Raw genomic sequence first — 22,841 nt, forward strand, 5'->3', positions numbered from 1 at the left:
CCCGGCTCAGGCGACGAGCGCAGCGCCCGGGTCGATCGCGAAGGTCTGGGCGAACCGCTCCAGCAGAGTCTCGTCTCCCGCCACGACCGCCACCACCTCCCGGTCGATCGCCTCGGCGGGCGAGAGCTCGCCCGAGATGAGACGACGGATGCCGGGGCCCGCGGCGAACACGATCCCCGGGTCCCCGGCGGTCGAGGCCTGGGTGCCGAGCTTCGGGTCCACCGGGCGTCCGGCCGGCTCCACCTGCGCGATGCGCAGCGCATCCCCGTCGACCTGCACCCGCAGCACGACGTCGGCCACGTGCACCTCGTAGTCGGCCGGCCGCAGCGTGGCCGCGGCATCCGCTCGGAAAGCCGTGCGCAGCGCCATCGTCAGCGAGTCCGCCGTCACCACGTCGCCCTCGCCCGGCTCACCCATCTGCGCGAAGCCCCACCGGCCGAGCGCGAGCACGATCGGCTCGAGCTCGCGGCCGTACGGCGTCAGCTCGTACACGAGCCCGCAGTGCAGCAGCGGCACGCGGCGCACGACGCCGCCCTCCTGCAGCTCTTTCAGCCGGGTGGACAGGATGTTGGTGGGGATCTTGGGCAGCCCCTGCTTGAGGTCGGTGTAGCGACGGGGGCCGACGAGCAGATCGCGCACGATGAGAAGCGCCCACCGCTCGCCGATCAGCTCGACGGCCGTCGTGACGCCGCAGTACTGCCCGTAGCTGCGGGACGCCACTTACGCCTGCGCCTGCTCCGCCATGTAGGCCTCGGTGCCCTGCTCTGCCGCGCGGGGCTCCATGAAGAAGAACTCGACGCCGTTGCCGTCGGGGTCTTCGAGGTCGCGGCTGTACATGAAGCCGTAGTCCTTGGCCTCGGTCGGCTCGGTGCCGCCGTTCGCGATGCCGGCCTCGATGATCTTGTCGACGTCGTCGCGCGACTCGCGGCTGAGGGCGATGAGCACCTGCGACTGGGTGCGCGGGTCGGTGATCTGCTTGTCGGTGAACGTGGAGTAGTACTCCTTCGTCAGCACCATGAAGTACACGTTGTCGTCCCACACGATGCAGGCCGCGTTCTCGTCGGTGAACTGTGGGTTGATCCCGGCGCCGAGCCCCGTGTAGAAGGCCTTGGCCCGCTCGAGGTCGCTCACCGGGATGTTGATGAAGATGTGCGTCATTGCTCTGCTCCTGGTCGATTCGGGGTGGCTGCCCGGCCACCGACGCCATGGTTGCAAAAAACAAGCTTGCTTGTCAATAGCAAGTGATTCAATCGACGGATGCCGCGTCCCCGGGCTTCCCGTGCGGCACGGGGCAGCCGGGGGCGAAGGTGCCCATCCGCTCGATGTCGAAGCCGTCCGGGTAGCTGCGGATCCGCGGCAGATCGTGGACGTACAGCGGCGTGCGTCGCTTCGGCAGCACCGCGACCGCCCGTGCTCTCAGCCGGAGCGCGCCGGCCGAGAGGCGCCGCGCGACACGGCCCGGCTCGCGATAGCCGAAGGCCCGCAGCAGCGGCGGGTCCATGAGCGAGCGGCTGAACACCTCGATCACCGGCGCGAGGAACCGGGGGTAGAACGAGATGAGCAGCGCGAGCGTCCGGTCCGCGACGCGCGCCGAGGCCGGGTCGTACGCGAAGTGCTCGCGCTCATAGGCGTCCATCAGCTCGGCGAAACCGGCGTAGGTCGCGGGGATGTCCTTGATGCCCATGTGGCGGCCCAGGGTCTGGTAGTACCGCACCGAGGCGAGCAGCTCGTCGGGTGTCAGCGGCCGCCACCCGAACGCGTGCACCCAGCGGGCGGGCACCACGACGAACGTCGAAAGCACGTATCGCATGTCGTCGTTCGAGATGTCGTACATGCGGTGCATCTGGTTGATGCGGCGGATCGCGGCTCGTCCGCGCGGACTGTCGAAGCCGTCGAGCAGCGGAACCTCGAGGAGCAGCGACGTGTCGTCGTACCGCTTCTGGGTCGCCCGCGCGAACTCGCCGGTCTCGTCGAGCAGGCGGCCGATCGAGGGCACGGCGTAGGTGCGGAAGAGCGCGAAGCTCAGCGCCTGATTGAGGTCCCACGGGAAGTCGTAGGTGCCGAGGCGCCGGTAGATCTCGACGAAGTGGGTCTCGGGGTCGAGTGCGGAGCTGCGATCGTGCACGGGTTCCCCCCTCTCGCCACGGCGGTGAATGATGGCTAACTTACTCGTGGCCGCCCCATGGCGCAGCCCGTCGTCTCCGTCTCGCGGGGGATGCCGCGCACCGCCGGTCCCCCGTAGCGTGGAGAGATGCCCGACCTCCCGAGCCCGCATCCGGCGCGCCGCCCCGCGCCGACCGCGCGGGATCTGCGCAACGACATCTGGCTCGCCGCCGCCCTCTTCCTCGCCGCCGTGCTGAGCTCGGCGCTGGGGTCGGTCGCCGGCATCTACGGGGCCGATGCGACCGAGGGCATGCAGTGGGCGCTGCTGTACAGCCTCGGCCTCACCGCCCCGCTGGCCGTGCGGCGCCGGTTCCCCGAGGTCGTGGTCGTCGCCGTCGCGGTGGTCTTCTTCGTCGGCGTGACGCTGCGCATCCCCGACCTGTACGTGAGCAACATCGCGATGTTCATCGCGATGTACACGGTGGGCGCCTGGGTCGACGACCGGCGTCGCGCCCTGTGGGTGCGCGTCGGCGTCATCGTCGGCATGTTCATCTGGCTGATCGTCAACATGTTCCAGGCGGCGATCGACCCCTCCGACGAGACGCTCTCGCGCGCCGGGCTGTTCTCGCCCTTCGCGGCCATGATGCTGATCCAGCTGCTCATCAACGCCGGGTTCTTCGGCGGCGCCTACTACATGGGCGATCGGGCCTACGCGGCGGCGATGGAGCGCGGCGTGCTCGAGGAGCGCACCCGCGAGCTCGAGCGCGAGCGCGAGGTCACCGCGGCACAGGCGGTCGCCCTCGACCGGGTGCGCATCGCGCGCGAGCTGCACGACGTCGTCGCGCACCACGTCTCGGCGATGGGCGTGCAGGCGGGCGCCGCCCGCGCGGTGCTGGAGCGGGATGCGGATGCCGCGCGCACCGCACTGCTCGGGGTCGAGGCATCCGCTCGCTCGGCGCTGGTCGAGCTGCGCCAGCTGCTCGAGACGCTGCGCACCTCGGGCGCGGACGCCGAGGGCGGGTCGACGGTGCATCTCTCCGGACTCGCCGACCTCGTCGCCCACGCCAACGACAACGGCCTGCCGACCACGCTCGCCGTCGTCGGCGAGCCGGTGGACCTGCCCGAGCTCGCGCAGGTGAACATCTATCGCGTCGCGCAGGAGGCGCTCACGAACGCGAGGCGCCATGGGGGACCGGATGCCGCGGCCGACGTCCGCCTTCGCTACGACGCCGACGCGGTCGAGCTCGAGGTCGTGAACAGCGGCCGCTCCGTGGCCGCGCCGATGCGGCCCGGGTTGGGCCTCGTCGGGATGCGCGAGCGCGCGACGGCGTCGGGCGGGGAGCTCGAGACCGGCCCGCGAGCACGGGGCGGGTTCCTGGTGCGGCTGCGGGTGCCGCTGCCGGCGGGCGCCGCGGGTGCGCCGGCTCGATCCGAGGTCCGTGCTGCGGCCGGCGCCGGTGCGGGCGAGGGCGCCGGTGCGGGCGAGGGCGCCGGTGCCGGTGAGGGCTCCGGTGCGGGTGAGGGCGCCGGTGCGGGTGAGGGCGGTGCACCGGTCGGTGCGGGTGAGGGCGCCGGTGCACCGGTCGGTGCGACCGCCGACGCGGAGGTGGAGGCATGAGCGGGCCGGTGCGCGTCCTGCTGGCGGACGACCATGCCGTGATGCGAGCGGGCTTCCGGATGATCCTCGAGTCGGCGGGTGACATCGCCGTGGTCGGCGAGGCCTCGACCGGCACCGAGGCGGTGGCCGCGGCATCCGATCTCCGTCCCGACGTGATCTGCATGGACGTGCAGATGCCCGACATGGACGGCCTCGAGGCGACGCGGCGGATCGCCCTCGATCCCGACGTCGAGGCCGCCGTCGTCGTGGTGACGACGTTCGACCGCGACGACTACCTCTTCGACGCTCTGGCGGCCGGGGCGAGCGGGTTCCTGCTGAAGAACGCCGGCCCCGAGGAACTCATCAACGCCGTGCGCGTGGCGGCCGCGGGCGACGCGCTGCTCGCGCCCGAGGTCACGCGCCGCGTGATCGCCCGCTTCGCCTCGACGCCGGGCGCCAAGGCCCAGCCAGGCGCACCGCTTCCTGACCGCGAGAGTACAGCGGGTGGACGAGATGTTGGGGCGTTCCCTACCTCTCGGCGACCAGCTGTACTCTCGGCGGAAGTGGTGGGGATGGATGCCGCGGCCGGGAGCCCTGCGGTGGAGCTCACCGAGCGCGAGACCGAGGTGCTGCAGCTGGTCGCGCAGGCGATGAGCAACGCCGAGATCGCCCAGCGGCTCTACATCGGCGAAGCGACGGTGAAGACGCACGTCTCGAACGTGCTGCAGAAGCTCGGCGCCCGCGACCGCGTCGCCGCCGTCGTCTACGCCCACCGCCACGGCCTGGCCTGAGCTCGAACCGTTTCGTCTCGGGCGCTGGCGCTCCCTCTCTCAACGACCGAGACCCAAGCCACCGGTCGTTGAGCGAGCGAAGCGAGACGAAACGCCCCGCACCCGGCGCATCAGGCCGGGTCGAGGCATCCGCGAGACGAAACGCCCCGGGCCCGGCGCGGAGCGACGAGCCCGGGGCGTATCCGGAGACGGGGGTCAGGCGGCGACGGGAACCGCGGCGTAGCGGTCGACGAGCGCGCCGAAGGCCTCGAGGTAGCCGACGAGGAACTCGGCGGTCTGGTCGTTGGTGACCTCGCCGTTGTCGGCGAAGAGGCCCGGCGTCGTCTGCACATAGCCCTCGGGCTGGCCGAGCGTCGGGGCGTTGTAGTGGCTGAGGATCGCCTTGAGGTGCTGCTGCGCGGCGGCGGTCGCGATGCCGCCCTGCGAGGTGCCGATGACGGCGGTGGGCTTGCCGTTGAACGAGCCCTGACCCCACGGGCGGGCCGACCAGTCGAGGGCGTTCTTGAGCACGCCCGGGATCGAGCGGCTGTACTCGGGCGTCACGATGATCACGCCGTCGACGTCGTCGATCGCCTGCTTGAAGTCGCGCGCGACCTGCGGGAAGTCGGCGTCGTGGTCGGGCGAGTAGAAGGGGAGGTCCGCGATGGGGATCTCGACGAGCGTGGTGCCCTCGGGCGCGAGACGCTCGAGCGCCTTGGCGAGGCGACGGTTGATCGAGGTCGACGAGATGCTGCCGACGATGTAGCCGATGGTCCGGTCGGTCATGGTTGCTCTTTCAGACAGGGCGGTCCCCGGTGAGGGATCCACCGTGGACGTTCCACCCCCATGCAAGTGCATGCATCCTCGATCTATTCCGAAGCATGGAATGTGACGAAGTATGACCCCGCTCCCCCGCGCGGCTGATCCCGCCGAATCCCCCGCCGGGGGGAGGCCGGCCGCCGGTCGTCGCCGTAGCGTCGATCTCGACGGGATCGATACCCGACAGCGGCCCGGCACCCGGGCCCGAGAGGAGACAGGATGCTGCAGCTGCGCGGTATCAGCAAGAGCTACGGCGGTCGCCGCGTGCTCGACGACGTGTCGTTCGACGTGCGACCGGGCCGGCTCACCGGCTTCGTCGGCGGCAACGGCGCCGGCAAGACCACGACCATGCGGATCGTGCTGGGCGTCCTGGCCGGCGACGCGGGCACCGTGACGCTCGACGGCACAGAGGTGACGGCATCCGATCGCCGCCGTTTCGGCTACATGCCCGAGGAGCGGGGGCTGTACCCGAAGATGAAGGTGCTCGAGCACATCGTGTACCTCGCGCGGCTGCATGGATTCTCGAAGACGGATGCCACGACCCGCGCCCGTGCGCTGCTCGAGCAGCTGGGGCTCGGTGAGCGGCTCGACGACAACGTCGAGACGCTCTCGCTCGGCAACCAGCAGCGCGCGCAGATCGCCGCGGCGCTCGTTCACGACCCGCAGGTGCTCATCCTCGACGAGCCGTTCTCAGGCCTCGACCCGCTCGCGGTCGACGTCGTCGCGGGCGTGCTGCAGCAGCGCGCCGCCGACGGCACCGCGGTGCTGTTCTCGTCGCACCAGCTCGATGTCGTCGAGCGGCTGTGCGACGACCTCGTGATCATCGCGGGCGGCACGATCCGTGCGGCCGGCCCTCGCGATGCGCTGCGCGCCGAGCACTCGACGCGCCGCTTCGAGCTGGTCTCGGCAGGAGACGCCGGCTGGCTCCGGTCCGAGCCGGGCGTCGAGGTCCTCGACTTCGACGGCGGCTTCGCGGTCTTCGACGCCGACAGCGACGAGACCGCCCAGCGCGTGCTGCGCCGGGCCGTCGCGCAAGGGGATGTCGCAAGCTTCGCGCCGCAGCATCCGTCCCTCGCCCAGATCTTCAAGGAGGTCATCCAGTGAGCACCACCGCCACTCCCGCCGGGGGCCACACCCTCGGCGCCGCGCAGGCCATCTGGCTGGTCGCCGAGCGTGAGATCGGCTCGAAGCTGCGCAGCAAGGCGTTCGTCATCTCGACGGCGATCCTCTTTCTCGGTGCGCTCGCGCTCGTGATCTGGGGAGGGCTGCAGGCGGCCAACAACAGCGGCACGCCGGTGGCGGTCACCGCCGACGCGCAGCAGTACGTCGCCTCCGCGCAAGGCCTCGAGGTCACCGACGTCGACGACCGCGCCGCCGCCGAGGCACTCGTCGCCGACGGCGCCGTCGATGCGGCCGTCGTCGGCGATGCCGACTCGCCGCTCGGGTTCGCGATCGTCGCCGATTCGTCGGCGCCCACGCAGCTGATGCTGCAGCTCGCGCAGGTGCCGCCGGTCGAGCTGCTGAACCCCGACCAGGGCAACGCCGCGCTCGGCTACATCGCCGCGGTCGGTTTCGGCGTCGTGTTCCTGCTCGCCGCGTCGCTCTTCGGCGGCACGATCGCCCAGAGCGTCGTCGAAGAGAAGCAGACGCGCGTCGTCGAACTGCTGATCTCGGCGATCCCGGTGCGGTCGCTGCTGGCGGGCAAGGTGATCGGCAACACGATCCTTGCCGTGGGGCAGATCCTCATCCTGGCCGCGATCGCGATCATCGGCCTGACGGTCACCGATCAGACCGCGCTGCTGCAGGGGCTCGGCGCGCCGATCGCGTGGTTCGCGATCTTCTTCCTGTTCGGCTTCATCCTGCTCGCGTCGCTCTTCGCGGCGGCCGCGTCGATGGTCTCGCGTCAGGAAGACATCGGCTCGACCACCATGCCGATCACAATGCTGATCATGGCGCCGTACTTCCTCGTGATCTTCTTCAACGACAACCCACTGGTGCTCGCGATCATGTCGTACGTGCCCTTCTCGGCGCCGGTCGGCATGCCGATGCGCATCTTCCTCGGCGAGGCGCAGTGGTGGGAGCCGCTGCTGTCGCTGGTGATCCTCATGGCGACCTGCGTCGTCGCGATCCTCGTCGCCGCGCGCATCTACCAGAACTCGCTGCTGCGCATGGGCGGCCGAGTGAAGCTCTCGGAGGCGCTCGCCGGCTGACACGGATGACGGATGCCTCGACCCGGCGCGCATGCGCCGGGTCGAGGTTTTCGTGTTCTGGGAGGTGGCAGGAGAGCGTCGGGCAACCAGGCCACGCCCCCGGAGCGGCGTCTGCGAGAAGAGCCTCGAAGCAGGAGGCGTTCTCACCGGCCGACCGCGTAGCCTCAACCCGCCGCGCGGCGCAAGACCTGGCAGAGGTGCACACCAGGCCGGGAGGATATGCGGCGGCGGAAGGCGCAGTGATGACGCCCGGTCGGACACAGGGGGAGCAATGGCGAAGAAGAGCAGTGCGAAGACGTCGGTGCGACAGGTACCCAAGGGGCTGTACAAGACGGAGCTGAAGCGTCTTCAGATCGAGCTGGTCGAGATGCAGCGCTGGGTGGCGAAATCGGGTGCGCGCGTCGTCGTGATCTTCGAAGGCCGCGACGCCGCCGGCAAGGGCGGCGTGATCAAGCGGGTGACCGAGTACCTCAATCCCCGGCATACGCGCGTGGTCGCGCTCCCCAAGCCATCCAAGCGCGAGCGCGGCCAGTGGTACTTCCAGCGGTACATCGAGCATCTGCCGACCAAGGGCGAGATCGTGCTGATGGACCGGTCCTGGTACAACCGCGCCGGCGTCGAGCGGGTGATGGGGTACTGCACGGACGAGCAGTACCAGCGGTTCCTCCGGCAGGTGCCGATCCTCGAGCAGCAGCTCATCGAAGACGGCATCGTGCTGATCAAGTACTGGTTCTCTGTCTCGGACGACGAGCAGCAGGCCCGCTTCGTCGCACGGCGCGAAGACCCGATGAAGCTTTGGAAGCTGTCGCCGACCGACCTGGAGTCCATTCGCCGGTGGGAGGACTACTCCCGCGCGAAGGACGCGATGTTCGCCGCCACCGACACACCGGGTTCGCCGTGGTGGGTCGTCGAGAGCGACGACAAGCGCAGCGCGCGCCTGAACGCGATCAGCCACCTCCTCGACACCATCCCGTACCACCACCTCGACCGGCCCGAGATCGAGATTCCCGACCGCCCCAAGGCGGACGACTACGAGCGACCACCCATCGAGCAGTTCCGCTACGTTCCCGACATCGCCGCAGACCTCGGCAAGTAGCCACCGAACCGCCCGTACGCCGCCAAGAATCGTGCACCCGCGCCCGCCACGCGGCGCCTGCACGCCTGCCTACGCGGAAGTGGTCCGCAGCGGTTCGAGCGCTGCCAGCACGAGGTCCAGGCCGAAGAGGAACTCCTCGGCCGGATCGAAACCGGCAGCGATGAGCGCCGCGGCTGACTCGTTGAGGTACGGGAACTCGTCGACAGGAAGCTGAGGCAGGTAGACGTCCTCGGTCACCTCCGCCAGCTCAGCGGCGGTGTCGAAGGGCAGGCCGGCCGCCTGGAGGGCGAAGCCGTACACATAGCTGTCGAGAAGCCAGTTCGCGTGCGTCGACATCAGGGCCGAGAAGCCGGCTCGCCGGAGGCAGGCCGTGACCGCTTCGTGATGGCGGAGGTTCGCCGGACCCGGCGAGGTCCGCGACTCCATCAGACCGTTCGCCCACGGGTGGCGGGCAAGAGCCTCGCGCACCGACACCGCCCGCTGTCGCAAGGCGGACTGCCAGTCGGTCCCTTCGGCCGGCAGCTCGATCTCGTCGAAGACCGCGTCGATCATCGCGTCGAGCAGCTCCTCCTTGCTCGCCACGTAGTGGTAGAGCGACATCGCCCCGGCGCCGAGGGTGCCCGCCAGGCGGCGCATGCTCAGCCCGGCGACCCCCTCGCGGTCGGCGAGCCGGATCGCCTCCGCCACGACCCGCTGTTTGCTCAGCCCCGCATCAGGCATGGCCGATCGTTGTTTGTTCGCAGACACCGGTCTCCCTCGCTCGCTCGAACGGCTTGACAATCGTACAGCGTACGGTCATAGTACACCGTACGACGTACGGTGTACGAACCGCTCGTCTCACGGCCCATGAGGAGACCTGCCATGAGAATCGAAGAACAGTCGGATGCCGCAGCCGCCGCGGCTCCGCAACCACAATCGAGCGGGGCGGTGACGATGCGGGCTGTCGTCCAGCGCCGTTACGGCCCACCCGACGTGCTCGAGTCGGTCGTGGTGAAGCGACCGGCCCCCGCTCGCGGCGAGGTGCTCGTGCGGGTGGCGGCGGCGTCGGTGCATCCCGGCGACTGCTTCGTCATGACCGGTGAGCCCTACCTCGTGCGCCTGGTCTACGGCCTGCGACGACCGCGCCATGGCATCCCCGGCAGGGACTTCGCCGGCGTGGTGACCGAGGTGGGAGACGATGTCACCGCACTTCGCCCGGGCGACGAGGTGTTCGGCTGGAGCACCACCGGGTCACTCGCCGAGTATGTGTGCGCCCCGGCCGACAATGTCGCTCCCACGCCTGCCGGCCTGTCGGCCGTCGCGGCGGCGGCGGTGCCCACCTCGGCGATGACGGCGCTGCAGGCCCTGCGCGACATCGCGCACGTCCGCCCCGGCCAGACGGTGCTGATCACGGGTGCATCGGGCGGCGTGGGCTCCTTCGCCGTGCAGATCGCCAAGGCGATCGGCGCCGAGGTGACCGGCGTGTGCCGCACCCGCAACATCGACCTGGTCCGGTCGCTCGGCGCCGACCACGTCGTCGACGGCACCGCGACCGACTTCACCCGCGGCGGAAAGCGCTACGACGTCATCCTCGACAGCGTGGAGGCCCAGCCGCTGGAGGATGTGCGCCGCGCACTGGCGCCCACCGGCGTCCTCATCCCCAACAGCGGACGCGGTGGCCGCTGGCTCGGGCCCCTCGGCCGCATCGCGAAGACCCGCGTCTTGTCGGCGTTCACCCGTCAGCGGCTGAGGCCCTTCACCTCGGTCGGAAAGCACCACGACCTGCTCACCCTGGCCGAGCTCATCGCGACCGGGCAGGTCACTCCTGCCATCGACCGCACCTACGCACTCGACGACGCAGCGGACGCCCTCCGCTACGTCGGTGCGGGCCACGCCCGCGGGAAGGTCGTCGTCACCATCTGAGATCAGCCCGCCGAGAACGACCCCCGTCCCCATGCACACCCCGCCGACCGCTGCCCCGGCGCCGGCACCACTCCTCGAGAAAGAGAAACCGATGACCTCGACAACCACTCGCCCGCTCGACAACGCGACGATCCCCGTGCAGATGAAGCTCGCCGCCGCGTGGACCACCTTCATGTTCCTCTACGTCTACGTCGACATCCTCAACTTCTACAAGCCCGGCGTCGTCGACGGCATCCTGAACGGCCTGGTATGGAGATTCGACATCAGCTCGACGCTGCTGACGGTCTTCCTGGTCTCGGTGTCGCTCCCCGCAGTGATGGTGGTGCTGTCGATGACGCTTCCCCCACGCGCGAATCGCGTCACGAACCTCGTCGTCGCGACGCTGCTCATCCCCTACTCGATCTTTAACGCCGCGGGGGCGAGCTGGGAGTGGGCCGCCTTCTACGGCATCTCGATCGGCATCGAGGTGCTGCTCCTCGGCTTCATCCTGCGCTCCGCCTGGGCGTGGCCTCGAGCCGCCGCGGTTTCGGCCGGTTCGGCGAGGGCCTCGATCCGACAGTGACAGAGCGCGCTGCCGGCGCTGAGGCCGCGGCGTCCGCGCACAGCACTGGCGCCGCCGCCGTAGGGATGGTGCAGTCAGCGCATGGGGGAAAGCCGTCTGACGTTCGCCGACCGATCGCGACCCCGGCGCGCGGTCGTCGCTGGCCTCGGAGGACTGTGGGCGCTGGTCCTCCTGCCGTTCCCGGCGACGGAGTTCGGGCTGCCGTGGTGGACGTGGGTCTTCCACTACCGCGCGTACTTCTGGACGCTTGAGGCGGTGCACGAGTGGTGGGAGCCGCTGCTCTCGCTGGTCATCCTCATGGCGACCTGCGTCGTCGCGATCCTCGTCGCCGCGCGCATCTATCAGAACTCGCTACTGCGCAAGGGCGGCCGCGTGAAGCTCTCGGAGGCGATCGGCCGCTGAGCGACGGATGACGGATGCCTCGACCCGGCGCACGCGTGCGGGGTCGAGGCATTCGCATTTGTGCCGCTGAATGGGCGGGTGCCAGTTGGGGTGGCTGAGCGCGCGAATTCACCGGGCGGGGCAAACGGGCACTGCCGCGGAGCCCGGTGGGACGAAGGCGGCGCTCGATCTGAGGCGTGCGCTGGAGGACCGGCGACCGTGCGGTCGAAGCGGTCCTCTACGCGGCGATTTGCACCATGCCAAACACGGCGCCAGCGAACATGACCAGTCCGATCACGATGAAGGCGACGCCAGCGGCGCCGAGCCAGAACGGTGAGGACATCTTCGACACCGCTTTGCTCGACTCACGATTCATCGCCCCGAGGTTTCGAACTGTGGCGAGGAAGAGGGATTTGCGATTGATCACGATCGGAATGCCGACCGCGAGCGCTAGGCCTCCGAAGATCAGATTCGGCAGGATCGTCCCCGGATCGATTGTCGGCACAGTCCGTTGTCTCGAATGGCTCGATCGCGCTCATTCACGGGCCCCACTCCGAGGCCGCCCTATACGATCATGGCGATGATCGGCACAGGATCAGTTGCGGGCCGGCTTTGCGTAACTTCCAAGGGTGGGCAGACGGCCTGGCGTACGCGAGTTCGGCGTGGCGATTCGGGGCCGTTTCATGAGGGGGTGTTTCGTGAGGTTTCCTTCTGATGTCGCCGGCTCGACGACGGAGCAAGTCGGGTTCTTCGAGGTGTCCGCGGAGCTGCTCGCGCAATGGCTCCTGATTCAATATGGGCGAGGCTGGCGGCTTCGACCTCCGACCTGGGAATCCGCGTCCGACGCGTTCCATGCACTCATCCCCCAGGCGGCGTTTTCGAGGGAAGCCCTGATTCCGTGTGGGCGTTGGACGCTCCTGCTGAACAACACGCCACTCGGGACTGACGTCGGCCTCCTGCCTGGCCGTGCAGCGGAGACGCTTGAGTGCCGAGCTATTAGGGCTGTATCGATCGAAGACACTGCGCTCTACCCGGCCAGAATGCTCGACGTACACACCCCGCGCAGCAGCGACGTCTTCAAGCTGGAGCGCTCGATCGCCGCCGCGAACGACGGCGGAAGGTGGGTGTTCGAGACAAGCGGCGAACCCTACGATTTCGAAGACCAGTGCGCGTACCGTCGCCGACTCAAGGCGAGCCGGTTCACAAGCGCGATGCTTGCTGACTACCTCGAACAACTCGGCGTGCCAAGAGACCTCGAACCCGACTGGAAGGCTGCTCGCGTACTGGAACGGGCCGAACAATCGCAGCCATAGCAGGCGTCGGGCGCAACGGCAGTCGGTCGTGAGTAGCCGCGAACGCTCGCAGCTGCTGGTCACCCCCGACGCCAATGCAGTGCGCGGGGCGGCGGGGCGACTAGGCGGCTGTTGACACGATCTCTCGCCCCGTGCGTTGGAGGACCGACAACCGCACGCGCTCCAGCCCGCGCGTAACAGGCCTCAACCGCGCATCGCTCTGAAGCGGATGCATCCCGAACTCCTCAGACCCGCACGCGACCGATGGCTTCCGAGCACTGCCCGGAGACGGATCGTGGCGTTTCTCCGCACGCGCTTGCTAGGGCGCGGTGGCTTCGGCCGCCTTCTTCAGGTCGGCGGTGAACCGCTCGAAGTTCCTCTCCAAGGGTGGGATCATTCGGGCCACGAGTGGGTAGAGCGGGCCGCCGATGCGCTCGACGATCTCAACTCGCGTGCCCTCGGCCCCGCCGCTGAGGGAGCACGGCCGAGCAAACATCGCATTGGCGAACGTGAGGCGGGTGTTCGGCTCGAATTCCGTGACCTTGAGTTTGAACGTGCGGGCCGGGTCGAGCGTCGAGACCAGCTTGATCGTCGAGCCGAGAACGATCTGGCCCTCGAGCGAGACGGTCGTCGAGCTCCAGGTCGGATACGCTTCCGCCGTCGTCAGCAGTCGCCAGACCGCAGCGGCGTCGGCGTCGATGTGCTGGGCGATGCGGGTGGAGCGGCTGAACGCACTCCGGGTCGTCGAGGCGACCCCATCGGTCGCAGAAGTGGACATTTGTGCCCCCGTTCTCCGCCTGTGGCCGATTGTAGAGGCCGGTCTTGGCCCGCCGCGACTGGGGCCTTAGGTCGAGCGGGTCAGCACGTCAGGCGTCAGCGCGGCTCACGGGGTCGACCGGTGACCGGCGACGCGCGACAACGTACCCAGAGCGCACACCGCCCGCATGAGGATCGCGTCAGGACACGGGTACAACGAGTGTGTCGAAGGCGGGTTGCAGTCTTCGCGCGCGATCGCTGTCGGTCTTGGTGACCGCGTCGAGCAGCAGTCGGGTCAGCGCGATGCGGGCGCGGTCGAGGTCGTCGGCGACGAGCCGGCCGATCAGCGTCGCCTCCAGCCCAGCCAGGTCGTCCGCAGGTAGGCGGTCGATCTCGCGGCCGTGCCATGCGTTGAGCCCCACTCGTCCGCACATGAGAGCGAGCACTTGACTGCGCAGTCCCTCGAGCATCGACGTCGCCTGCCAGAGCTTGCCCCGCGCGATCGATGAACGCGCATGGAGAGCGTACAACCAGCCCATCCCGATCATCACCGACGCGTCAGCCGGGGTCGGCTCGGTGGGTTCGTTGGGTGTGCCGAACAGCACATGGAAGCCCGGTTCGGTGGCGCGGAACTTGTCGTGCGGCCAGAACGACACATCGACCTGCAGCGAATTGGAGAGAAGGAACACCCGGTAGCGGGCACCGGCCGCCCAGACATCGTGCGTGTCAGACAGGCCGTGTTCGTCGTCGATTGTCTGGCTCCACTCGTCGACCAGTTGCTGCTCGTCGACGCCGTCGTTGAGCTGCAGAGCGAGGTCGATGTCAGACCAGTCGTCTTGGGACCCGCGCGCCGCCGATCCGACTAGCGCCGCGCCGATGACGCGCTGATCGGCCACGGCTCGCGCGATCAGACGCGATTGGATCGCGGCTCGATCTGTTGCAGAGAACATGGCACAACACTTACACGGACCGGGGGAATCTCGAGTCCGTTGCCGAATCGCCGACGCCCGGCACGGCCCGCTCAGCGAGCCGTGCGCGTTCAGGGATCCGAATCGGCCGGCGATGAGCCCTCGGACCCGGTCGCCGCGCCGGGCTCAGTGGATCGTCTCGCCGCGCTTGAGCATGGCGACGTACTGGGCGACGCGGGCTGCGCGCGTCTCTGGCCGCTTCAGACTGCTCACACGGAACGCCATCGCAAAGCGGTTCTGCGCCGACTGCGCGGCAAATGCGGCGGCGATCACCGGGTCCGCGTCGAGCGCCGCCTGAAGCTCGGGCGGAACCTCGCCGTCGCGCTGACGATAGGCGGCGTCCCATCGTCCGTCCGCCTTCGCGCGCTCGATCTCACTCAGCCCGGCAGGCCGCATCCGGCCCGCCTCGATCAGCCGGGCGGCGTGCTGGATGTTGACCTTCGACCACACGCCTCGCGGCCTGCGCGGCGTGAAGACCTGCAGGAAGTAGTCGGCATCCAAGGACTGCTTCTGCCCGTCGATCCAGCCGAAGCAGAGCGCGACGTCCAACGCATCGGCATACGTGATGCCCGGCTTGCTCGACGCGACCTTGCGGACGCGCAGCCGAACTCCGTCCGGATCGGGCTCGGACTCCAGCCAACGCTCCCATTCCTCGACGGAATCCACGTGCAGCTCGGGCTTGGCAGAGACGGCGACCATTCTCGAACGCTAGACCCTCGCACCGACAGGTTCGTCTTCCGCGTTCTGCACGAGAGCTCGCGCACAGCAGGGCCCGATCGAAGCGGGAGCGCGGCTAACCGCCGACGAAGCCCTCCGTGGAGAGTTCTGCTCCCGCCTGGATGCACTGCTCCCTGATCGTCGGGAGCGCGGTGGCCCAGGCATCCGTCCCGGTCAACGTCGTGCCGAGCGCGCCGGGCACACTGTCGAGGATCGATTGCTGGAGGTCGGCGACGGTCTGGCTCAGGGCGGTCTCGCCCGAGACGGGCGTCCTGTCCATGATGCGGGCGGCCAGGCGGTCCCAGGACCGCTGCTCGTGCGCCTCCATCCGTCCGTCTCGCACCGCGGCCTCGGTGTTGAACAGGATCGTGAGGACATCCGAGATGGCGGCGCACGTCTCCGCGTCCCTCACCGCAGCAGACTCTGTCCCGGCTTCGCCGGCCGTGCTGGGCCGCGGCTGTGAGCCTGCCGCGGACGCGGAGGGGGCCGACTTCGGGCCTTCGGCTGCTGTGCCGTCGGACGCGGTGCAACCGGCCAGCATGAGGGCGCTCACGAGTGCCACCGCCGCGACCAGGGCGCGCGGATGGGCGCGACCGGCGCGCCTTGTCTGTTCGGCTGTGTGGGGCAAGCCACTGTCCTTTCGGCGTGTTCGGCGCCGACCGGCGGCGCATCTCATCGTCACACCCATCGCGTTGAGCTCGCGGCTGACGACGCCGTTGTCGAAAGGAAACGTCGTACGGGTTCCGTGCACGTTCGGCGCTTGGCACTGGCGCCGCCACCCGGACTGATGGTGCAATCAGCGCATGGGGGAAAGCCGTCTGACGTTCACCGACCGATCACGACCCTGGCGGGCAGTCGTCGCGGGGCTCGGCGGACTGTGGGCGCTGGTGATCCTGCCGTTTCCCGCGTGGGCGTTCGGGCTGTCGTCATACAACTGGGTCTTCCACTACCGCGTCTACTTCTGGGCGCGCGAGGCGGTCCACGATCCGTACATCGTCTTCGGGGCGCTCGCGGCGGTGTCGTTCCTGCTGATCGGACTCGCGCTGCTGCCCGACCTGCGCAGAGCCGGATGGGGCGGGGCGGTCATGGCCTGGCTCATCATCGCCGGGGCGCCGGTCACCGCGCTGAGCTACGTGAACACTCCGAAGCAGGCGCCGCTGCACTTCCTGTGGGGCGCAGAGGCCTTCGTGCTCATCGCCGTCGGGCTCGCCGGCATCCTCGCCGCCGTCACGGCCGGACGACGGTGGCCCCTCTGGATCCGGATCGTGCTGGGCCTGACCCTGCCGCTGCTCGTCGCGGGCACCCTTGCCACGGGCTACTGGCCGCACGGACCCCTCGTGGTGCTCGGAATAGAGGCGATCGCGATCATTCTCGCTGCGCCGCGGACCGCGGAATCGCCCGCGACAGTACCTGACTCCGGCACCGCACTCGGCGCGACGGCGCGCTGACCTCCGTCCGACGACCCCACGCCCGACGCAACGCCGGCCGCCGCCGGCCGCCCGGACCTCAGCCCGAAACCGGCACCGGCCGGTACCGCTGCGCGACTGCTCCCGACCGGAATTCGTGACGGCCCACCAGCTCGAGCCGCACGCGCTCGCGCAGCCCGGAGAGCAGCGTCGGCCCGTGACCGGCGATCACCGGCTGCACGACGAAGATGTACTCGTCGATCAGCCCCAGCTCGGCGAGAGCGAGCGGCAGCTGAACCCCACCCACCGACAGCCCTTCGCCGGGCTCGGCCTTGAGCCGCTCGACGGACTGCTTGAGGTCACCGCGCAGCAGCTCGGCGTTCCAGTCCACCTCGGTGAGCGTGCTCGAGACGACGTACTTCTTCGCGCGATCGATAGCCCGGGCGAACGGGATGTCCCACTCGCTCATCCAGTCCGGCCATTCCCCCGACTCCGGCATCCGCCACGCGGACTCCATCATCTGGTACGTCACCCGGCCGTAGATCTCAGCGTCGGCGCGCTCCATCTCGGCCGTCCAGAAGCGCATCGACTCCTCATCGGGCGCCACGCCGGCCTCGTGATGCACACAGCCGTCGAGCGTCACGTTGATCGCATATCGGAGTGGTCTCATCTCGCTGCTCCCTCGCACCGGCGCCGGCTCGCCGCCCGAAGCCGGGCGACACCCGGCCCAATGTATACGGCGTCCACATTGCCTGTCCAGTGCCGTGAAGAAGAGGATGACGGATGCCTCGGCCCGAGGCATCCGTCATCACTCCGTGCCGCGCGGCTCAGTCCGCGCGCCGCCGTCGCAGACCCAGCAACACCGCCCCCGCGGCGAGCACGACCAGCCCGGCGAGGAGCGTCGCCGCCACCGGTGCACCCGTGGCGGCGAGCCACTCGGCAGGCGCCTGCCCGGCCGAACCCGCACCACCCGGCGCCGAGGCGGGCCCGCCCACCGGAGCTCCGGTCGGCGTCGGGTCCGGCGACCCGGTGGGCGTCGGCGTCGGCGTTCCGGTCGGCGTCGGATCCGGCGTCGCGGCAGTCAGCACCACCCCGCACTCCACCGCCGCGCCCAGGGCCGCCTCGAACCGGCCGTCGCTCGCGCAGGCCCCGTCGAACCGCACCTCGAAGCCCTTCACCGCGGCGACCGCGAGCCGGTGCCACCCCGCGGTGATAGGCAGCTCGACCCCCGCGTCGATCACCACCTCGTCGAGCGACACCTCCGGCATGGGAGCACCGTCGGGGCCGGCGACCGTCACGCGCAGCGTGGGCGCCACGTCGTCGATCGTCACGGCGCACTCCAGGACGTCGCCGTAGGCGAGCTCGATGCCGCCTCCCGGCGAGCACGCGTCGGTCAGCTCGATGTCGTAGCCATCGGGCACACCCTCCGCCAGCAGCACGTACACCCCCGGCTCCACCGGTGTCGCCACGCCGGCCTCGAGCACCACGTCGGCGACCGGGGCCACGCGGCTGAGGTCGGCCAGCGGCAGCTGACTCGCCGGCGTGAGCACGAACCGCACGTCGTCCGCCGCGAGCTCACCCCCGGCGTCGTTGACGATGACGGGCTCGACCGTGACGACCGGCAGCTCCACGACGGTGTCGGTGTCGACCGCCTCCGTGTCGGCCGGGGTCGGGTCGGCCCCGTACGAGCCGTCGTCGCGCACGCTCGCGCGCACCGCGAAGTCGCCTGGCGTCACGCCGTCAGGGCCGACGCGCACGCGCAGCGAACCCTGGAAGGAAGACCCCGAGGGGAGGGCGCCCACCGTCCACCGCACGACATCGCCGTCCACGTCGGCGCCGTCGGCCTCCCGCAGCACGGCGCCCGCCGGCAGCTCGGCCTCGACCACGACACCGCTCGCGTCGGCGTCTCCGGTGTTCACGGCCTCGACGGCGTACGTCACCTCGTCGCCGGCGAGCACCTCGTCACGCCGGTCGTCGATCGTGACGGCGAGGTCGGGACGGTTGCTCACCGTCGCGACGCACGAGTCGAGGATCGCGTCGAGCACCGGCTGCGGGTCGGCGCCGAACGTGCGGATGTCGAACACCGCACCGCCGCTGCCGGTCGCGAGGTCGGCGTAGTCGCGGGTGCCGTCGCCGGGCTTGATGATCGAGAACAGCGTGGCCCGCGAGGCGGCGAGCGCCGCCCGCGCGTCGGCCGGCACCTTCTGGTCCCACTGCGTGCCCTCGTCGCCGATCAGCACGACGCACGTCCCCGCCTCGGGCCGCAGTCCCACGTCGGGCTGCACCGCCGCGACGATCGCGTCGATGCCCGGTTCATACGTGCCGTTCGTGTCGAGCTCGCCCAGCGCCGTCTCGAACCGCGCGAGGTCGTGCGTCACCGGCACGTGCAGGTGCGGCCTGTACTGCGGCGACGAGCCGAAGCCGATCACGCCGAGCTGGGCATCGACGCTCGCCGCCAGGCGGTCGCCGATGGCCCGCACGTTGTCGCGCACGGCCTGCTGGTACGGGTCCATGCTGCCCGACTCGTCGAAGAGGAACACCACGTCGGCGGCCGGCTTGCCCGCGCGCGACAGCGTCGCGGTGGCCGTCGTCCCGGTCCGGCTGACGTCGCCGGGGTAAGAGACCTCGATCGCACTCGCGCCGTTCGGCGGCAGCCGCAGCTCGATGCGCCCGTGGGCGTCGGTCGTCGCGGGGTGCTCGACGCCGGCCACGTCGACGACCACCGCGGTGCCCGCCATCGGCCGGAAAGACGGGCGATCCCACAGCTGCGCGCGCACCGTGACGGCGCCGCCGTAGGCGCTGCCCGCGACGGGGTACGCCTCGATGTGCGAGGTGCGGGTCGCGACGGTGATCTTCACCGTGTCGGCGGTCACCGCGCCGTCCTTGTCGGTCGCCGTGAGCGTCGCGGTGTACTCCCCCGGCGCGGTGTACGCGTGCGGCGTGCGCGCGTTCTCGGTCGTGCAGGGCTGCAGCACGGCGGTGGTGCCGTCGCCGTAGTCCCATTCACAGGTCAGCTGCGCGTTGTCGACGCTGCCCTTGTCTCGGACGGTCGGCCACGGCGCCCACGAATCGAGCGCGGTGACGGATGCCGCGGCCCCCGCGTCGACGGTCGGCGCGACGTTCTGCACGTCCACCGTCTGCGTGGTGGTGGCGGTGCGGTTGTACGAGTCGGTCACGGTCAGGCTGACGGTCTGCGGGCCGTTGTCGGGGTATCCCCAGCTCGCCGTCGCGGAAGTCGTGGTCGTCGACTGGGTCGGCGTCCAGGTCCAGTGCCGCTTGACCACCGTGCCGCTCGGCGGCACCGTCTTGTCGGTGAACCACTCCGACGTGCCCTCGCCCATCGCGGCGGGCGTCTGCATCTGCGCCTGCAGCGGCTCGAGCACGGTCTGCTCGAGCGTGGTCGTGGCCGTCGCGCCGTCGGCACCGGTCACCGTGAGGGTCACCGGGTACCGCCCGGGCCCGGCGAACACGTGCGTCGGGTGCCGCTCCGACGACGTCGCGCCGTCGCCGAAGTCCCAGTGCCAGGCGACCGCGCCCGTCGACCGGTCGGTGAAGGCGACGGTGGGCGTTCCCACCTGTCCGGTGATGACGACGAGGTCGTCGACGGCGATCGCGGTGGCGCCGCGGTTCGTGTACGCGTCGAGGCGCACGTACCGACCCACGACCGGGGTGGACAGCTCGAAGTACTGGAAGCCGGTCTTGTCGGCCAGCTCGCCCGCGACGACGGGGCGCAGCGCGGTCTTCGGTCCCGCCGTCGACAGCGACACCGCGAAGTCGGCGGGCCGGTAGCGCGCGCGATCGGCGCGGATCGCCACGCGATCGACGAGGTAGGCCGCACCGAGGTCGGCCGCCGCCCACTGGTCGGTCGTCGCACCGCCGGCCGTCACCCACGGCGTCGCGAGCGAATTCGCCGGCAGGTCGAGCAGCTTGTCGGCGGCACTGTTGGCGTTCTGCTGGCTCGACGATCCGGCCGCAGCCCCGCCGTGCGGGATCTTCGCGACGTCGCTGCCGCCGTTGTCGGGGAGCGGCGAGAACGCCGCGGCGAGACCGGATGCCTCGTCCGTCGTGGACGGATCGCAGTCGTCGTCGCGCCCGTTGCCGGGCACCTCTGGCGAGCCCGGGCTCACCGTCGCGTCTTTGTCGTCGCAGTCGACGTTCGCGGTCCAGCCGTCGCGGTCGGCGTCGGGATGCGTGCCGAGCACCGTCCAGCGCACCGCGCGCGTGTGACCGGCGCCGTCGTCGATCGTCGCGACCAGTCCGTATACCTGCGACGTGCGCGCCGGATCGGGGGCCACCGCCATCGAGGACCCCGTGCCGAGGTCGACGCCATCGAGCGCCCACCGCACGGTGAGCGCGTCGCCGTCGGCGTCCGTCGCCTGCACCGAGAATGTGCGCTGCTCGCCGAGGCGGATGCGCACCGGCTCCCCGGTCGCCGGCGACACCGCGGTCAGCACCGGCGCGTGACCGGGGTCGGTGCCGAGCACCTGGGCGTAGTCGATCGAGGCGAGGCCCGCGGCATCCGTCCCCCGTACGCCGACGAGAGTCGTGCCGGCGCGCGCGGCGACCGTCGCGGTGGCCCCCACGGCGTCGTCGAAGGCGCCGTCGCCGTCGAGGTCCCACTCGAGGCTCGCGCAGCCGCTGCAGTCGGCGGCCAGCGCCACCTGCTCGCCGATGGGTGCGGTGTACGGTCCGCCGGCGCTGAGGACCGGAGCGGACGCCGTGCCCTCGGCGTCGAGCCGCGCGGTGAGCTGGTCGACGATCGGGGTCATGCCCGAGACGATGCCGGCGAAGGCCGCGGTCATCGCGGTGTCGGCCTCGCGCTGGGCGGCGACGAGCGCATCGAGCGTGCCGAACGGCTGGTCGAGCGAGATCTCGTCGGTGAAGATCCGGCGCATGTCGGCGACCGCCTCGGGGGTGAAACCGAGGTTGCGCAGCGCCTGGGTCTCTTCGGCCGAGAAGCCGTCCTGAGCCACGCGCTCGGCCGCCGCGCCGAGCTCGGCGAGCGCCGTGTCGACGTCCTTGCCGTTCGCGTCGGCCGTCGCGGCGATGTTCTCGACCAGGGCGGTCTGTTCGCTCAGCTGCGCCTGCAGCATCTGGGCGTACGAGATCATCGAGCGCGCCTGCAGCAGGGCGCCGGCGGGGTCTCCTGCGGCGGCGGCGCCCTGGTACTTCTCCATGGCGGCGAGGTAGGCGTCGGCGAGCGCCGCGCCCCGAGTGGCGCCGTCGCCCCACGCGGCGAGCGCGCGCTCGAGCGGGGCGCCGGTCGGCGACGCGAGCTGCGGGATCGCGGCGAGCCCGACGGGCTGCGCGAAGTCGGGGTCGGGCGGGTCGGCCGCGATGGCGCTGTAGTGCGCGGCCTTGTCGACCGCGGCCTTGACGGTGTCCATCTGCAGCTTGACGACGTCCTGGATGCCGACGGTCGGGCACCACGGCGTGATGGGGCTGTCAGGAATCGTCGGCATGAGCCCGGGAACACTGCAGACGTAGGTCAGATAGAAGTTGATGTAGAACTGCCCCATGTTGTCGGGGTCGGGGGTCGCCGCGCCCTTCAGCTCGAGGAACTGGTGCACGATGAACAGCGCGCCGGCCGCGAACGCGGTCGCCTTCCACTGCGCCGCCTCGCCGCTCGCGGCGTCCTTCATCGCCAGGATCTCGGCGTTCGGCAGCGCCGGGATCGAGAGGTCGATCTCGACCGTGAACGCGTCGCGACGGATCGTGTCGCTCCCGTCGAACACGCCGTTCTGGCAGGTGTCCTCGACGATGTCGTACGTGCCCGCGCCCAGCGAGCCGGTGGGCTGCGTGGCGGCGATGGTCTCGTCGGCGAAGTACGCGCCGAACGCGCTGGACTCGATGACGTTCGGGTCACCGCCGCCCGCGTCGACGAGCGGGTCGCCCTGCTCGACGCTTCCCGCGGGCACGATGAAGATCGACGACACGGTGCCGAAGGTGTCGCAGTCCCGCGTCAGCGTGCCCTGGGCGATCTTCACGATCTCGTTCGCGCCGTAGAGCGCCCGCGGCAGCTCGAAGCTCGCCGCGTCGGCGTGCGCCGCGGTGGCGGGCACGATCGCGGCCGACGCTGCGAGCACGGCGCTCACGAGGCCCGCGAGCACTGCCCTCAGGCGCGTCGGCCTCCGGTCGCCGGAACGACGGTCATGTGCGGTGGCGGGACGGTGCGGTCGCGGCGTGCGGGGCATGATCGTCTCCTGGAAGCCCGGCGCGCGGGCGTGCGTGATCGCCGCGTCGAAGCGCGGCGCGACACCCG

At 70.3% G+C, this 22,841-nt stretch carries 22 protein-coding genes; 10 read left to right on the forward strand and 12 right to left on the reverse strand.

The annotated features are described in order from the left end of the window. Positions 1-6: 6 nt before the first annotated feature. From R8Z57_RS14885 to R8Z57_RS14895, 3 genes are all read right to left on the reverse strand, one after another. A complete protein-coding gene (locus R8Z57_RS14885) occupies positions 7-720 on the reverse strand; it encodes a helix-turn-helix domain-containing protein (RefSeq protein ID WP_318354565.1) in 714 nt (237 codons plus the stop codon). Beyond that, complete coding sequence (locus R8Z57_RS14890; RefSeq protein WP_318354566.1) at positions 721-1,158, reverse strand: VOC family protein; 438 nt, start codon at positions 1,156-1,158, stop codon at positions 721-723. Between the two features lie 88 nt (positions 1,159-1,246). Then, positions 1,247-2,125, reverse strand: coding sequence for an oxygenase MpaB family protein (locus tag R8Z57_RS14895; RefSeq protein ID WP_318354567.1), 879 nt, complete (start codon positions 2,123-2,125; stop codon positions 1,247-1,249). Positions 2,126-2,251: 126 nt separating this feature from the next. On the opposite strand from R8Z57_RS14895, the gene R8Z57_RS14900 reads away from it, so the two are divergent. Both R8Z57_RS14900 and R8Z57_RS14905 read left to right on the forward strand, forming a co-directional pair. Beyond that, positions 2,252-3,721, forward strand: coding sequence for a sensor histidine kinase (locus tag R8Z57_RS14900; RefSeq protein WP_318354568.1), 1,470 nt, complete (start codon positions 2,252-2,254; stop codon positions 3,719-3,721). Then, complete coding sequence (locus R8Z57_RS14905) at positions 3,718-4,491, forward strand: response regulator transcription factor (protein WP_318354569.1); 774 nt, start codon at positions 3,718-3,720, stop codon at positions 4,489-4,491. Before R8Z57_RS14900 ends, R8Z57_RS14905 begins: the two co-directional genes overlap by 4 nt. A gap of 195 nt (positions 4,492-4,686) precedes the next feature. On the opposite strand, the gene R8Z57_RS14910 is transcribed toward R8Z57_RS14905, so the two are convergent. Further along, positions 4,687-5,256, reverse strand: coding sequence for an NADPH-dependent FMN reductase (locus tag R8Z57_RS14910; RefSeq protein ID WP_318354570.1), 570 nt, complete (start codon positions 5,254-5,256; stop codon positions 4,687-4,689). 252 nt (positions 5,257-5,508) lie between these two features. On the opposite strand from R8Z57_RS14910, the gene R8Z57_RS14915 reads away from it, so the two are divergent. From R8Z57_RS14915 to ppk2, 3 genes are all read left to right on the forward strand, one after another. Next, positions 5,509-6,393 (forward strand): ABC transporter ATP-binding protein, encoded by an 885-nt coding sequence (locus tag R8Z57_RS14915; RefSeq protein ID WP_318354571.1) that lies wholly within the window; start codon positions 5,509-5,511, stop codon positions 6,391-6,393. Further along, positions 6,390-7,499, forward strand: a complete 1,110-nt coding sequence (locus R8Z57_RS14920) for an ABC transporter permease (protein ID WP_318354572.1) — start codon at positions 6,390-6,392, stop codon at positions 7,497-7,499. The genes R8Z57_RS14915 and R8Z57_RS14920 overlap by 4 nt, the downstream gene beginning before the upstream one ends. A gap of 271 nt (positions 7,500-7,770) precedes the next feature. Next, complete coding sequence (gene ppk2 / locus R8Z57_RS14925; RefSeq protein WP_318354573.1) at positions 7,771-8,595, forward strand: polyphosphate kinase 2; 825 nt, start codon at positions 7,771-7,773, stop codon at positions 8,593-8,595. Between the two features lie 69 nt (positions 8,596-8,664). Here ppk2 and R8Z57_RS14930 read toward each other — a convergent pair whose 3' ends face one another. Beyond that, entirely contained in the window at positions 8,665-9,342 is a 678-nt protein-coding gene (locus tag R8Z57_RS14930; RefSeq protein WP_318354574.1) for a TetR/AcrR family transcriptional regulator, read from the reverse strand. 114 nt (positions 9,343-9,456) lie between these two features. Here R8Z57_RS14930 and R8Z57_RS14935 point away from each other — a divergent pair, with 114 nt between their 5' ends. The 3 genes from R8Z57_RS14935 (at position 9,457) to R8Z57_RS17435 (ending at position 11,461) form a co-directional block, all read left to right on the forward strand. Continuing rightward, the gene (locus R8Z57_RS14935; protein WP_318354575.1) at positions 9,457-10,497 is read left to right on the forward strand and encodes an NAD(P)-dependent alcohol dehydrogenase; all 1,041 of its coding nucleotides are present in this window, start codon (positions 9,457-9,459) and stop codon (positions 10,495-10,497) included. Positions 10,498-10,588: 91 nt separating this feature from the next. Continuing rightward, on the forward strand, positions 10,589-11,059 hold the full coding sequence (locus R8Z57_RS14940) for a DUF6326 family protein (RefSeq protein WP_318354576.1): 471 nt from the start codon (positions 10,589-10,591) through the stop codon (positions 11,057-11,059). An 81-nt stretch (positions 11,060-11,140) separates the two neighbouring features. Then, complete coding sequence (locus R8Z57_RS17435; RefSeq protein WP_378723083.1) at positions 11,141-11,461, forward strand: hypothetical protein; 321 nt, start codon at positions 11,141-11,143, stop codon at positions 11,459-11,461. 217 nt (positions 11,462-11,678) lie between these two features. Here R8Z57_RS17435 and R8Z57_RS14950 read toward each other — a convergent pair whose 3' ends face one another. Beyond that, the gene (locus R8Z57_RS14950) at positions 11,679-11,945 is read right to left on the reverse strand and encodes a hypothetical protein (RefSeq protein WP_318354577.1); all 267 of its coding nucleotides are present in this window, start codon (positions 11,943-11,945) and stop codon (positions 11,679-11,681) included. 193 nt (positions 11,946-12,138) lie between these two features. Here R8Z57_RS14950 and R8Z57_RS14955 point away from each other — a divergent pair, with 193 nt between their 5' ends. Then, on the forward strand, positions 12,139-12,753 hold the full coding sequence (locus R8Z57_RS14955) for a hypothetical protein (RefSeq protein ID WP_318354578.1): 615 nt from the start codon (positions 12,139-12,141) through the stop codon (positions 12,751-12,753). 298 nt (positions 12,754-13,051) lie between these two features. On the opposite strand, the gene R8Z57_RS14960 is transcribed toward R8Z57_RS14955, so the two are convergent. From R8Z57_RS14960 to R8Z57_RS14975, 4 genes are all read right to left on the reverse strand, one after another. Continuing rightward, positions 13,052-13,510: an SRPBCC domain-containing protein gene (locus tag R8Z57_RS14960; protein ID WP_318354579.1), complete on the reverse strand. Its 459-nt coding sequence runs from the start codon at positions 13,508-13,510 to the stop codon at positions 13,052-13,054. A 178-nt stretch (positions 13,511-13,688) separates the two neighbouring features. Continuing rightward, a complete protein-coding gene (locus tag R8Z57_RS14965; protein ID WP_318354580.1) occupies positions 13,689-14,438 on the reverse strand; it encodes a nucleotidyltransferase domain-containing protein in 750 nt (249 codons plus the stop codon). A 144-nt stretch (positions 14,439-14,582) separates the two neighbouring features. Continuing rightward, complete coding sequence (locus R8Z57_RS14970) at positions 14,583-15,122, reverse strand: YdeI/OmpD-associated family protein (protein WP_318354581.1); 540 nt, start codon at positions 15,120-15,122, stop codon at positions 14,583-14,585. A 127-nt stretch (positions 15,123-15,249) separates the two neighbouring features. After that, positions 15,250-15,585, reverse strand: a complete 336-nt coding sequence (locus tag R8Z57_RS14975) for a hypothetical protein (protein ID WP_318354582.1) — start codon at positions 15,583-15,585, stop codon at positions 15,250-15,252. A gap of 391 nt (positions 15,586-15,976) precedes the next feature. On the opposite strand from R8Z57_RS14975, the gene R8Z57_RS14980 reads away from it, so the two are divergent. Further along, a complete protein-coding gene (locus R8Z57_RS14980; RefSeq protein WP_318354583.1) occupies positions 15,977-16,621 on the forward strand; it encodes a hypothetical protein in 645 nt (214 codons plus the stop codon). A gap of 58 nt (positions 16,622-16,679) precedes the next feature. On the opposite strand, the gene R8Z57_RS14985 is transcribed toward R8Z57_RS14980, so the two are convergent. Further along, the gene (locus tag R8Z57_RS14985; protein WP_318354584.1) at positions 16,680-17,249 is read right to left on the reverse strand and encodes a dihydrofolate reductase family protein; all 570 of its coding nucleotides are present in this window, start codon (positions 17,247-17,249) and stop codon (positions 16,680-16,682) included. 157 nt (positions 17,250-17,406) lie between these two features. Beyond that, complete coding sequence (locus R8Z57_RS14990; protein ID WP_318354585.1) at positions 17,407-22,773, reverse strand: PKD domain-containing protein; 5,367 nt, start codon at positions 22,771-22,773, stop codon at positions 17,407-17,409. Positions 22,774-22,841: the final 68 nt, after the last annotated feature.

The organism is Microbacterium sp. M3 (genome assembly GCF_033548675.1).
GTDB classification, from domain to species: Bacteria; Actinomycetota; Actinomycetes; order Actinomycetales; family Microbacteriaceae; genus Microbacterium; species Microbacterium arthrosphaerae.

Bases quoted from the DNA above. Each gene is read 5' to 3' on its own strand.
- R8Z57_RS14940 (WP_318354576.1), top strand. From the start codon at position 10,589: ATGACCTCGACAACCACTCGCCCGCTCGACAACGCGACGATCCCCGTG.
- R8Z57_RS14900 (WP_318354568.1), top strand. From the start codon at position 2,252: ATGCCCGACCTCCCGAGCCCGCATCCGGCGCGCCGCCCCGCGCCGACC.
- R8Z57_RS14890 (WP_318354566.1), bottom strand. From the start codon at position 1,158: ATGACGCACATCTTCATCAACATCCCGGTGAGCGACCTCGAGCGGGCC.
- R8Z57_RS14960 (WP_318354579.1), bottom strand. From the start codon at position 13,510: ATGTCCACTTCTGCGACCGATGGGGTCGCCTCGACGACCCGGAGTGCG.
- R8Z57_RS14985 (WP_318354584.1), bottom strand. From the start codon at position 17,249: ATGAGACCACTCCGATATGCGATCAACGTGACGCTCGACGGCTGTGTG.
- ppk2 (WP_318354573.1), top strand. From the start codon at position 7,771: ATGGCGAAGAAGAGCAGTGCGAAGACGTCGGTGCGACAGGTACCCAAG.
- R8Z57_RS14990 (WP_318354585.1), bottom strand. From the start codon at position 22,773: ATGCCCCGCACGCCGCGACCGCACCGTCCCGCCACCGCACATGACCGT.
- R8Z57_RS14935 (WP_318354575.1), top strand. From the start codon at position 9,457: ATGAGAATCGAAGAACAGTCGGATGCCGCAGCCGCCGCGGCTCCGCAA.
- R8Z57_RS14905 (WP_318354569.1), top strand. From the start codon at position 3,718: ATGAGCGGGCCGGTGCGCGTCCTGCTGGCGGACGACCATGCCGTGATG.
- R8Z57_RS17435 (WP_378723083.1), top strand. From the start codon at position 11,141: ATGGGGGAAAGCCGTCTGACGTTCGCCGACCGATCGCGACCCCGGCGC.
- R8Z57_RS14915 (WP_318354571.1), top strand. From the start codon at position 5,509: ATGCTGCAGCTGCGCGGTATCAGCAAGAGCTACGGCGGTCGCCGCGTG.
- R8Z57_RS14910 (WP_318354570.1), bottom strand. From the start codon at position 5,256: ATGACCGACCGGACCATCGGCTACATCGTCGGCAGCATCTCGTCGACC.
- R8Z57_RS14980 (WP_318354583.1), top strand. From the start codon at position 15,977: ATGGGGGAAAGCCGTCTGACGTTCACCGACCGATCACGACCCTGGCGG.
- R8Z57_RS14965 (WP_318354580.1), bottom strand. From the start codon at position 14,438: ATGTTCTCTGCAACAGATCGAGCCGCGATCCAATCGCGTCTGATCGCG.